Annotated in this window: 10 protein-coding genes and 1 pseudogene; 7 read left to right on the top strand and 4 right to left on the bottom strand. The window is 36.7% G+C overall.

The genetic code is table 11. The annotated features are described in order from the left end of the window. The 3 genes from L4C32_RS18875 to L4C32_RS18865 form a co-directional block, all read right to left on the bottom strand. Positions 1-322 (bottom strand): ABC-three component system middle component 1 (locus tag L4C32_RS18875; RefSeq protein ID WP_428198442.1); only part of this gene is annotated, 322 nt, incomplete at its 3' end. After that, entirely contained in the window at positions 309-1595 is a 1287-nt protein-coding gene (locus L4C32_RS18870; RefSeq protein ID WP_428198441.1) for a S1 family peptidase, read from the bottom strand. The genes L4C32_RS18875 and L4C32_RS18870, both read right to left, overlap by 14 nt. After that, positions 1592-2788, bottom strand: a complete 1197-nt coding sequence (locus L4C32_RS18865; RefSeq protein ID WP_428198440.1) for an MBL fold metallo-hydrolase — start codon at positions 2786-2788, stop codon at positions 1592-1594. The genes L4C32_RS18870 and L4C32_RS18865 overlap by 4 nt, the downstream gene beginning before the upstream one ends. Positions 2789-3798: 1010 nt before the next feature. On the opposite strand from L4C32_RS18865, the gene L4C32_RS18860 reads away from it, so the two are divergent. The 7 genes and pseudogenes from L4C32_RS18860 (at position 3799) to L4C32_RS18830 (ending at position 11016) form a co-directional block, all read left to right on the top strand. Continuing rightward, the gene (locus tag L4C32_RS18860; RefSeq protein ID WP_428198439.1) at positions 3799-4635 is read left to right on the top strand and encodes a TnsA endonuclease N-terminal domain-containing protein; all 837 of its coding nucleotides are present in this window, start codon (positions 3799-3801) and stop codon (positions 4633-4635) included. Beyond that, the gene (locus L4C32_RS18855) at positions 4628-6883 is read left to right on the top strand and encodes a transposase (protein WP_428198438.1); all 2256 of its coding nucleotides are present in this window, start codon (positions 4628-4630) and stop codon (positions 6881-6883) included. The genes L4C32_RS18860 and L4C32_RS18855 overlap by 8 nt, the downstream gene beginning before the upstream one ends. Before the next feature lie 2 nt (positions 6884-6885). Continuing rightward, positions 6886-8286, top strand: coding sequence for an ATP-binding protein (locus tag L4C32_RS18850; RefSeq protein ID WP_428198437.1), 1401 nt, complete (start codon positions 6886-6888; stop codon positions 8284-8286). After that, complete coding sequence (locus tag L4C32_RS18845; RefSeq protein ID WP_428198436.1) at positions 8283-9155, top strand: TniQ family protein; 873 nt, start codon at positions 8283-8285, stop codon at positions 9153-9155. The genes L4C32_RS18850 and L4C32_RS18845 overlap by 4 nt, the downstream gene beginning before the upstream one ends. A gap of 8 nt (positions 9156-9163) precedes the next feature. Further along, positions 9164-9613 (top strand): annotated as a pseudogene (locus tag L4C32_RS18840) (TniQ family protein); the annotation flags it as partial. Positions 9614-9664: 51 nt separating this feature from the next. Then, a complete protein-coding gene (locus tag L4C32_RS18835) occupies positions 9665-10585 on the top strand; it encodes a TnsD family Tn7-like transposition protein (RefSeq protein ID WP_428198443.1) in 921 nt (306 codons plus the stop codon). Beyond that, positions 10582-11016: a hypothetical protein gene (locus tag L4C32_RS18830; protein WP_428198435.1), complete on the top strand. Its 435-nt coding sequence runs from the start codon at positions 10582-10584 to the stop codon at positions 11014-11016. Before L4C32_RS18835 ends, L4C32_RS18830 begins: the two co-directional genes overlap by 4 nt. 83 nt (positions 11017-11099) lie before the next feature. Here the strand turns inward: L4C32_RS18830 and L4C32_RS18825 are convergent, their stop codons facing one another. Next, the gene (locus tag L4C32_RS18825; protein WP_428198434.1) at positions 11100-11243 is read right to left on the bottom strand and encodes an AAA family ATPase; all 144 of its coding nucleotides are present in this window, start codon (positions 11241-11243) and stop codon (positions 11100-11102) included. Positions 11244-11923: the final 680 nt, after the last annotated feature.

Genomic DNA, 11923 nt, shown 5'->3' with positions numbered 1-11923 from the left:
CTATTTTTCTTGTTGAGTATTTATCTTGTTCAATCATTAACTCTAATGACTTACTAACCTTATGTTCAACTAGAAATACTTGGTAAATATTCCACCTTTCTACATCTTTAGTGAGTAATTGACCTTGAAAGTACAAGGCTATGTAATCTCTTAAGTGGGAATATACTTCGCTTAATTCTTTCTCAGTTTTACATTGAATGGCAAATATGTATATATTGTAATTTGATTCTTGTTTTTTCCAACATGACAAATTATCAAAGCAGAATTCTTGATCCATACCTTTGATACTATCAATAATATAGTCGGCATTAGTTAATTGCATCTTCAATAGCTCCTTTCAACTTTGATTTGGCATCCTCTATATTGTCACTCATAATCACTAAATCAGTTAACTGCCTAAGGCTAACAACTCCTGACTTAGGGCGGACTATATTAGGACCTGAGCCATCAGGCATACCTATATCATTAATCACATGTCTTGTATTTATTTTCTTGATCCCAAAATCGATAGAATTAGAATTAAACACAGTACAAACTGATCCTTTGATTTCTTCAGAGTTTCTTTGGTTGTGCAACACTTCAGACGCGACTGTTATAAAGCTTTCATGTTCAGTAAACATAAAATCAACACTCACTTTCAAATCCATGCTTTTCTTTCTATTTATAAAACCGAGAGTTTTAAAAAGAATTTCCAAACTTACATTTATGTTGACATCTTCAATATTTTCAAAGTTCCCGTCCAACATTTGAATATACGTAAGGAACTTGGTCCAGCCGACCCATAGCTCTTTGTCAACATTTCTATTATTTTTTAGGTAAGCTCTTATGTCCTCAAACGACTCCATCTTAGCAGGGTAAAACATATCGTTCGATTTTTTCTGAAGAATATAAAATGGGGAGTGCACGCTCAATGCCTTTTCGGATTTCTTCTCACAGGCCACTTTTAAAGTTTCAAACCCACTAAATGCTAAATGTTTATAATTACTGAAAGACTTGAGTTCATCATCAGAAAAAGACATACCACTTTCTTGGAGGAAATGGGCTGCTTTTTTAATGCTAATTGCACTTAAATAGCGTTCACTTTTAAATCTAATAAATGATAGTACTTGATTTTTTCCATTTACAACAGGCGAACCGGAAAATCCACTATAGTCTGAGTTTGTGTCAAATCCATCAACATTAATACTAACATCATGAATTGTAACGTCACTATCTTCGATATATCTCAAAACTTTACCAGATAGCGGTTCTCCTACTATCTCACCATCAAAATTACGTGGATAGCCGTAGATAGATATAATTTCATCTTTTATTATATCTGCATTTAGAAGCTCTAAAAAACAATCGTTTTCGCATATTTCATTTATTTCAATAATGGCGATATGAGCATGATCATCATGATAGATGCACTTAGCAATATGTGTATTTTCATCAAAATGCCAATTTGAAACTTCAATTTTTTTTTCTTCTTCAAAACTTTCATTAATCACATGTATCGCTGTTAATATCCAATTCGGGGATATGAAAAAACCAGTGCCAGACTTATCACCACAAGTAATCTTACACGTAGATTTTTTTAATAAACTATCAGTCAAGATATTTCAACCTCTGTTCCAACTTCTATATCGTAATTAAATCTATTTTTTAACTCTTCATTTTCCAAATCTTTTAGGTGTTCTAACTCGTAGTTAAAATGCAGAATTCTTTTTTCTAATCCAATCGGTAAACCTCTATTGATAATACATGCTATCGTTTCAATATCAGGATGGATATGTTTTGGGTGCTTTCCATTTGTAGAAAACAAGAATCTCTTGCTATCTATAAGTTTGAATAGATCCGGTGGGTTATTACGAAAACTTCCATGGTGAGAAATTTTAATTGCATCAAAATATATTGGTAATTCTTCTTTGTCTCTATAAATGTTATTGATCTCTCTCATTACATCTTCAGCGTAAGCATCTGCCAAAAAAAGAATTTTCTTGTTTTCGTTTTCTAAGATAAATGATATTGAGCCACCATTTCCAATGCTGTCGTCTTGTTTATATCCATGTCCTTCTGAGTAACGAACTATAGAGTCTATGGATAAACGACTGCTACTGCTAGACACGTTTTTTTCTTGAGGGGACGCGTACTCTTCAAGCTCTTTTATACATAGCTCGAAAGCATCATCGAAAATCTCATCGCTAGTAGGTGTTAGTCCAACTTTTCGAAGATCTGCTACAAATCTCTTTTCTTGTTTTTTTAAGTTAGCGGAGTTTGGTGTAAGTACTGTCAATTTTACATTGTTCGGAAGAGCTACTGAATCTGTACTTTCTACGCATATAGCTCTACCATCAGCATCAGTGTTCCACATATAGTTGTTTTTATAGACTTGACTCGCTAATCGTGACGCTTGAGCTGCGCTGATATTCCCTTCTTTTGTTCTAGAATTACTTTTGCTGGAGATATAAGCCTTGAGTCTTTTTTTTTGCACAGTAGATATATCTTCATCTGAACGATTAAAAAACTGTAAGTGACGATAACTATTCAGCCATACTTGGTCGATCTCTAGATGAACTGGAGAAGTAGACTCGCCGTTTTCTGCCAACAAAGTACAAGCACCTTGGATATGGTCAGAATCATAATGAGTAATGACGAGCCTATCAATTTTTTCATTTCCTAAAATACCCTTAATCTCTTTAAGAATATTTTTGTAGCAAAACCCTAGGTCAACCAATATATTAGTGCTTCTTTTCCCAGTTTCTGATACGCGTACCAATAGGCTATCACCATAGCCGGATTGGAACATATTCAACCTTATCATTTTGCACAACCTTGTTTCTATCCGCTAATGCATCGCGACAAAAATATATGAATATCATACCATTATCTAGGTTCATTTCCCCTTGTAAGATCATGTTTTATTTATATATAACCAACAATTATCCAAGTTATCTGTAAATCCATAAAAGAAAACTAAGGTTGATCTTGCTCAGTTGCCCGCTTAGCTGGTGTCCCTGCTTGCCTTGTCTTTCTGATTTAACCGTCTATTAATCTATTACGTAAAACTAGGCTCAATGTGCATTAGATTGCCTAGTTATCCTACGATAACTAGGCAAGACAAATATCTTGTTTTCAATGAATTGGTTTACGTATCATGTTCAAGCAATGCCTGTTTTTACATGAAAAGGTTTAAAGTAAAAGTAGGTCAGCCTCTCAACAGAGTTGTTGAAAGCCTATCCAACAACTCATAGCCATGTATTAATAATCAGTTCATTATTCTCTACAGATGTAATCTAACAGGCGAGTTGCGTTTCTTGCATCATAAAGTGCACGATGCTCTGTACCTTCAAAAGTGTATCGAACTTGTTTGAGGGCTCGGTTTAAACCAATCCATGGTCTATGCGGGTGACTTTTGATTATTATTTTTCAGATTGATAATCTCTGGGGGAGAGAAGACTGAATAGCCACCACTTCACTAGAGGTTATTGATAAAATCTGCTAGTGAAAAGTAATGACGGTAATTCGAGTAACGTTCCACCCTAAACTCGTCTTGGGGCAAAAATGCATTAGCTTACCCCTGCCGATTTGGTACGACTGTACTGCTACGGAAAATCTGATGAAGAATACATAAAAAAATGTAAGAAGCTCAATAAGTGATTTTTATTAATTGAGCATTAAACTACCAGGCTTAGATACCAGATATTGACACTTTATTCAATTACCCGTATATTATATAAGTAATTGTTTTTATTCGATTTGTTGATCTATTTTGAGTTATGACTTATCATTTCATTAGATGCTAATAGAGATGATGAAATGAAAAATAGACAGCAAATCACAGAAATAATTAGAGACGGATGGATAGATAGGTGGAAACTTGAAAATGAACGAAACCCGCATTATGTTTCATTCATCAAAACTCAAGATATAAAATCGCTAGGAAGTAAATCTCGTACTCCCGATTTTGCATCGCCAGGTCAAGATAGAGATCTGCTTTCAACCAATGAGCGTCATTTCTTCTATCGCTTACGATTTAGCAAAAAATTTGTTTCTATCAAAGAACAATTTCCGTTATTACCAATCGAGCGTGCAGTAGCAATTACTAACCAATTAAATCTTCGCTATCCAACCTATCCATATACCAGTAATGTTCGAGTAGTTATGACGAGTGACTTTTACTGTATTGCACTTAATGGTCAAGAAGTTGTTTACTCCATCAAAGACGAATTAGCACATGAAAAGCTCAGTGCTAAGAAACAACAAAATGTAGATAACAAACTTAGAATAGAGCAAGCTTTCTGGGAATCACAAGGGGTTAACTGGCACTTAATTAAAAGCCGTACTTTAAAAAATGTATTCACTCAAAATCTTGAACAGTTGTTTCCTGCTTATGAACTCAAATTACCACTATCGATGCTCTTATCGCGTTGGCTTAAATGTTTACAACAAGTTATTGAGCATAATCACTCTATAACGCTTCGAGATATTGTAGAGACTATCTCGCAAACATTATCTATTAGTTATCCTGACTCAGTATTTATGTTTCAGCACTGTGTTTGGCACAAGAAAATCCTTGCTGATTTAGATAAGCTATTACGGTTTGAGTGCTTAGCCTCTGAGTTTAACCTCCGAATTAACCCTGCTGATGTCTGAAAACTATATTCAACTAAATGACCTGCTTGTACCTATTGGGAATGAGCAACTATTTATTGATGCCCCTTATGTTGTCATTTTTATTGATGCACAAACAGATCGAGTATTTGCGATGAACATGCAGTTGAATAGAAAACCGATTCAACTTAGCTACCGATCGCTTCTGAGTTCACTGAAAAGTGGTGATATAAAAAAAGGCATATTGGAGCTTCCAGAGTACATGCTTCAATCTGATATTTTCGTAAGCCCTCAACAATTTGAAAAGCGTGACAATAAATTCTCAACTATTCAGCCAATTATTAGAAATTTAGAGCAGTTTTTAGTTTCTCGAAGCTATGGTAGCAACTTGATAGAACAGTGTTTAAATGTTGCAAACACCCTTAATTTAACTGCGAATAGAACTCAGGTTTATAACTGGTTGTATCGCTATTTTCGAGCAGGATGCAACATTAATGCATTTTTAAGAAAGCCTGGCACAGGTCGAGTGTCTAACAAAAATTATGCTAAGAAAACAGGACCAAAGAGAAGAAGTGGAACTGTTGGGCGCATGCGTAATAGCAAAGATGAAAAGAATATCCGCTCTATCGCAAATAAACATGTTAAATGTAAAACTCCAAAATCTTTCCGCAATGCATTTATCGAATATGAAGACCGCTTTGCAAGTGATCCCGTCGTCAACGCTATGACAGGCGAAATAACGGGATATCAACGTATATCTGAAGATAAACGCCTTTCAGAGCATCAATTTACTGCGTATTTAGCCGGCTATATTAATAATAATCGAGAAGCATTTACGGAGGCCCAAGGTAAAACGGATAAAGTTAATAAAGACCAAAAGGGCTTGAAGGGCAATGTAGAGGAGTTCTATGCAGAAGGGCCTGGTCATGTATACCAAATTGATGAGACCCCTCTATCCATCGAATTAGTAGATGAGTTTGATACTACAAGAACCAAAAGAATGGGCAGACCTACCTGTTATTCTGTCATTGATATGTTCTCACGTGCTTGGGTTGGATTAATCCTCACATTTTCTAAAGCATCTGCACATACTGCACGTGAAGTTATATTTGTCGCTTTTAGAAATAAGGAAAAATTTTGCGACGAAATCGGCGTTAAGCTAAGTGAGGCATGGGGAGTACATGGAAAGTGTCGAATAATTATTGTTGATAATGCTGAATTTAAAGCTGAGCTTGAACGTGCTCTTAGTAAAGATGCTCAAATAGAACAAGTTTATAATACAGAAGGAAATTCTCAGCAAAAAGGGTTAGTTGAGCGGAGACATAAATCTCTAGAAGACTTTCTATTTGGTTTGGTTCCTGGCGTAGGTAAAAAAAATATTGCTGACTACCTCAAAAGACACTTACGCAAAGATGCACTTATTAATATCCGAGAGCTATATCAAATACTTATCGATTTTATCACCAGATATAACAACTACTATCCATTAGAAGGACTCCCTATTTCTAAAGAGATGCGTAGGGATGGCGTGAAACAAATTCCTATGAACAAGTTCGAGTGGGGATTGAGAAATCGCCCTGGGTATCTAAAACCTGTCGATGAAAATGAGCTATACCTAAGTCTTTTAGAGGTAGGTGAAATAACAGCCCACCGTAGTTACTTATTTTTGCCAGGTAGATTCATTAATCGAAGAGGTAAAGCAAACTCATCTAAAGGTCTGAAATATGCTTGTAAATGGACTCAAGAAAATGGCATTCAAGATATTAAAACAGGCAGGAAAGCTCTGCCACGACTGCCTTGTCGTTTCATGCGTTATTCAATGTCTAAGATTTTTATTGAAACGCCCGATGGACTAAAAGTAGCAACACTGTGTGCTGAGGACAATTTATTGACTGAAATGTCAGATGAAAGCATTACATATCAAAAAAATGAACAAACAGTTCAAAATAATCAGCTCAAAGAAATACACGATGAAAAGCAGAGTGAAACTCGTATTAGTGCTCAGAATATCGTCGACTCAGCAAAATACCAACAACAGAAAATTAATGCCAATCAGGCGAATAGTCAGGATATATCAGCTAATAGAGAGGATGCGATTGAAGTTGAAATTGTAGCTTCCCAAAGGCAATTTAATCGTGCAACAGGAGGTGATACTGATAATCAAACTGAGCCTTCGGCTGTCAGTACTGATGAAAGTGAAGAAGTGGCGAGTGATGGGTTTTCTAATAACACAACATCAGCACTATTTGCTGCTAAACGAGCTGCAAATAAAAAAAAGAGAGGTAAGTAACTATGGGAGATTACGCTATTGCTAAATATATTTCTTCTACAAATACAGACTTTGAGGGGAATCCATTCATTGAAGCTCTTCCGCCCCGATTGAGTGTTAATGACTTTTGGGATGCAGTAGTTGATGAGGTTGAACTACCAGATAATCTAAGTAGCTTAGATGTGGAAACACTGGAACACAAAGCTGCAAACATAATGAAATCAGTTTTACCTACATCTCAATACTACGATGTTTACTGCGACTTTCTAAATGTTTTAAAAGAAGGCTATCAAGAACGCAATCCATTAAACGAAGATACTATACGTTGGCAAAATCAAATAGCTACCGCAGCATATATGCGCACGAGAACGACAGCACCAGCGATCAATTTTATTGGTTACAGCGGTTTAGGGAAGTCAACACTCTATGACGCTCTGTTAACTCTAATAGCCCCTGTCTTATTTCACCCTAAAAGTAGCCCATTAGGTCAAGACACTTACCAATTTGTTTATATTAAGATTAACGTTCCTGGCGAAGCTGATACTAAAAGTATATGTCTACTCATCGCTGCTGAAATAGATAAGGTGCTTGGCACTGATTATGCGAAACAATACCAGCGATTAACCCGAAAAATATGTGTAGCAAAGCTTATTACGCTTTGTTCTTCATTATTAATTGGTGTAATCATTCTCGATGAAATTCACAACATATGCTTTTCAGCTCCTAATGAAAGAAAAAATATTTTTACCCTATTTGACAGACTATCACACGACGCACGAGTTCCAACGATTAAAATTGGTACAAGTAAAGCAAATCGCTTATCTGAAAAAGAGTTCACTAATGCGCGGAGATTAGGTATTCCACACGACTGGAAAAATTTTCAAGCTAAAGATCCGGATTGGAAAAATCTTGTTGAGTATGCATGGGAATATCAACTGTTACCTCAGTTTGTAGAGCTTACCCCAGCTTTTGAAAAATTGGTTTATCAATTAACGCAAGGGATCCCTCATTGTCTTTTTTTTCTGGTTGAGCAAACAAATAAGTACTGCCTCCGTAATGGATTACCGAGCTTCACAGATAAGGTGTTGAGACATGTATTTGATACAAAATTTTCTATAATGAAACCCGCCATCTTGGCTTTAAAACACGGTAATGTTGAAGCATTTGATGACTTAATGGTTGGAGGGAATCGACTTGAAAAAAGTGTAAAAAAACATATCAAAGACTTACTTAAAGTTGCAGCTGAGCACAAACTAAAAGGTGAAGAAGCAAAATCTGTACTTGAGCAAATTGAACAATATTTACCAGAGTACAAGTTAACTAAAAATGAATCTGCAACCGTTAAACGCTTAGAAAAAGAATCTACTTTACTACCTTCTTGCATCACTGTGGATGAGCATGGCAATGAAGACTTGCCAATATGATTAGCCTTTTTGTTCAGCCTTTACCAAACGAGCATATATTTAGCTGGCTAGTCCGACTACATCAACGCTCAGGTTATGCACACTTCCTCTATTTTCAAAAGCAAATAGGTATTGAAGACCGCTTTCTACATGCAAATAAGGTATTTTCACTTACGAGTAAAAAACTAGTTTCGCTGCTTGATGATGCCAATAAAGCAATTGTTAATAATACTAGTGCATCTATCTGGATAATATCTCTAGAACGTGGGCAATTCCATCTAGGGGAATTTGTACACATGAACGAGCAACAATTGTTTGGCTTTGATACGAGCTGGCATAGCTGTAAGAAGTGCCGAGATGAAGACCTTAAAAACTATGGAACGAGTTACTGGCACAGCCAGCATCAACTACCAAGTGTATTTGAATGTTATAAGCATCATTTGACTTTAGAGCAGGCGCAAGAGTCGGTTAAAAACCTATATACAGAGGTGTTGCCCCATGATGTTTGCCAGTGGCAGAGTGTTATTAATAGAAGTCATAATGACCTAGATATATGGCAAGCATTTGTATTGATGATAAATGCCTTATCCCTACAGAACCCTCAAGTAATTTCAGAACTAAAGAAGAGAATAATTCAAACTTTAAATCTAGATACGCCGCTCTTGGCTGTGCGAAAAGCGAAATGTGAGCAACTAAACCCATCATTTGAAGCATCACTTGGCCCTGTTTTATTGTCTTACTTATTCCGAGATTACTCTCGACAAACGCTGCGAGGGAAAACAAATATCCTGGCATCTATGTTTGCCAACATTCACCAGACTAAGGGTGAAAGAAACCCTATCTATTGGATTGCATTAGCTTATTGGTTAAGACCTAAGCTTGGACTGTAGAGTGATCTATGCTATTTCCTAAACCTTTGCCCGACGAAACTGTTTTTAGCCTGCTTTGCCGTTTTCACTATTTAGCAGCCCATTCGAGTTTTCGTGAATACACACTACCGATGATCGGTGTTAATGGATCTAGACCAAGTAATGAATTTCCGTCATTTTTACCAGAACTGTCGCAAATATCAGGCATCGATTTACATTACTTAGTTAGCCGGATGACTGGTTTACATTATTACCAACCATTTATATCTGAAAAAAGGTATTCATACATATATCAAGGGTTAAAGTCTGGTCATACGAGTAATTTACAGTCTCATATTGGCATAGTAGCGAGTAGACTAACTTCTGGGCAGTACTTAAAGTATTGTCCCGAGTGTGCGCGGGAAGAATGCATACAGTATGGCATATCGTATTGGCATAAAATTCACCAACTGGTTGGAGTTACTGTATGCCCAAAACACCTCTGTCACTTACATCATTGCAAACGTACTACAGTAAGAACAATATTGCCTATGGGTGAAGGTGGTATTGAGTTAGGAGGAGCAGAAGAGTGTCAATTAAGCCAGATAATCTCTGATGAATTTCTAGACACCCCTACTGCTTTGACGTTAACAGATATTTATTCTCTATATCATCAGCAATTGCGAGAGCTGGGATTTAAAACCCACTGCGGGCACATCAGGCAGAGGTTGTTTAAAATTTTTTTAAACAAGAAATTAAATATGCTGACGCCATATTCAACTGCATTTCAGTTTTTAGCTTCACAGATACAGAAAGGGCAATATCCAGAATGCATGTTTTATCAGCCTAATGCGATGCATCATCCCGTCAAACATTACTTTCTTATTTACGCTCTCTTTGGAGATTGGTTTAAGTTCACCCACTGCACACTTAAAGAACCCCCTGTGATACTAAAAGCAAAACAAATTACGGACTGTTCTGATAAATGGGAGGCTGCGTTAAGCCGTGTAAAGAGCGGTGAAAGTCTTCGGTCTGTCGCATCTCAGTACTCAACAACTGTAAATACTTTAAAAATAAAGGCTCAACGAGTTGGTATTCAGGTAAATACTAGGCCATCTAAAATATTTAAAAGTGAAGAGCGTTTCATCTGGCGAAGGCTGTTGGTTGGAGAAAAAACACAAAAAATTGCAACACATCTAAATGTCTCTGTTGGTGCGATTGAAAAGGTGCTTAATAAACATCCGAAGTTGAAGTTGTTGAGAAAACGAATTTGGTATTTATCTACTTTTAGACGCCATAAAAAGCAACTTGCTTATTACCAACAACGTCACAGCAATGCTACGCGTAATCATATAAAGCAAGGTGCAAATGCAAGCTATATGTGGTTATACAAACATGAAAAACAGTGGTTATACGACCACCTTCCCCCAGAAATCCCAAGGAAAATCAGGTACAAAAAGGAAAAATCATGATTACAAAAATTAAAAGCTGGTTCATTATCGATGTCTATAAAGATGCATCAATAACAGAGTTGATTGGAAAGGCCCTGTCGGGAATAGTTATCAGCGATGAGCTAGGCAGATTTGAGCATAATGAGCACATTTGTACAGCTAACATAAACAACATCGATGAGGAATGTACAGCGGTCACTACAACTACTGGTCAGACATACGCTCTCATTGGAGCAGGCGAACTAATAGAAATGACTCAGAGCCAATTCGGTCTATTAGTTAGAATTGGCTCAATGCATAAATATAAAAGACTTATAGAAAAGCTGCAACTTGATGGAAAAGACTTAGTTTCAGAGGTTCTTCCTGAGTCACTCTTTAAAGAAATAGAGCGTGATAGAGCGAGTGGAAAACTGAATGACTTAGTGTTTAATAACAAAAAGTCGCAGTTTTAACTAAAGTTGCTCATGAGCTCACTGATTGAATATGTCAGTGAGTAACACTCATATTTAACTACCTTAATAGGAAAATACCTATCTTAAAGGATGGTTAAAAACGCATCTGTCGCTGAGGTCTTTCCGCTATTATTTGCCCCTACGAAAAGCGTCTGCTCCTTCGAAAACTCTACACGACAACGCTTCAACTTCCGAAGGTTTTGAATGTCTACAACGCTAATTTTCAAGAATTTTTCACCAGATGAGCAATAAACAATTATCTTAATATCACATTGAACATCTGATGTTGATCTAAGCGGCAGAAACGCTCAGTAATTAGCTCATTTATTGTTCAAACTTACACAATCTCGATAGAACGCACCCTTACAATCCTGAAACAATCTTACCTTCTCCTCCGCTGTTAAAACAAAGAGGACAACAAGCTCCTTAGCATCGCTGTTAACCAGTAAAGACCTCAACCAAAACGTCTCATTACACTCCAACGAGGCGAGCACGTCAGCCCCCTCAAAGATGACAAGTGTTTTGCGTCTACATTGTTCCAAAGTAGCAACTAGCTCTCTATTCTCTTCTGCTGCGAAAGCAGTTTGGGGGGATTCATAGTCATTAAAGTTCAGGTTAAATACATCTATGTCTCTACGCTTGGCTTGGTCTCTACACATATCCAGATAACCCACAGCCATGCGCTCAGATATTAGTGAGCAGATGGTGAGCTCTAGCTCCCATGCCGTACTGATAAATCTTTCTGCACTAACCATAACGAGGCCCACAACGATTAATACTTCTAAGAGTAGTTACTTTAAAGAAGATAGCTAACTCTGTCTAATATAAGCAACCAGACCAATAAAAACGTATGTTTTATTAGTTATTTTTGAAAAATGGACAAAAATGTACGATAAGAGTATAAATT

Origin of the sequence: Aliivibrio kagoshimensis, assembly GCF_050337105.1 — a bacterium.
In the GTDB taxonomy this organism is placed as follows: Bacteria; Pseudomonadota; Gammaproteobacteria; order Enterobacterales; family Vibrionaceae; genus Aliivibrio_A; species Aliivibrio_A kagoshimensis.
The sequence above is the reverse complement of the archived record's forward strand: the minus strand, read 5'-3'. Positions and strand labels throughout refer to the sequence as shown.

Excerpts from the sequence above, each read along its gene's own strand:
- L4C32_RS18860 (WP_428198439.1), top strand. The coding sequence starts at position 3,799 with ATGAAAAATAGACAGCAAATCACAGAAATAATTAGAGACGGATGGATA.
- L4C32_RS18845 (WP_428198436.1), top strand. The coding sequence starts at position 8,283 with ATGATTAGCCTTTTTGTTCAGCCTTTACCAAACGAGCATATATTTAGC.
- L4C32_RS18835 (WP_428198443.1), top strand. The coding sequence starts at position 9,665 with ATGGGTGAAGGTGGTATTGAGTTAGGAGGAGCAGAAGAGTGTCAATTA.
- L4C32_RS18865 (WP_428198440.1), bottom strand. The coding sequence starts at position 2,788 with ATGTTCCAATCCGGCTATGGTGATAGCCTATTGGTACGCGTATCAGAA.
- L4C32_RS18850 (WP_428198437.1), top strand. The coding sequence starts at position 6,886 with ATGGGAGATTACGCTATTGCTAAATATATTTCTTCTACAAATACAGAC.
- L4C32_RS18855 (WP_428198438.1), top strand. The coding sequence starts at position 4,628 with ATGTCTGAAAACTATATTCAACTAAATGACCTGCTTGTACCTATTGGG.
- L4C32_RS18830 (WP_428198435.1), top strand. The coding sequence starts at position 10,582 with ATGATTACAAAAATTAAAAGCTGGTTCATTATCGATGTCTATAAAGAT.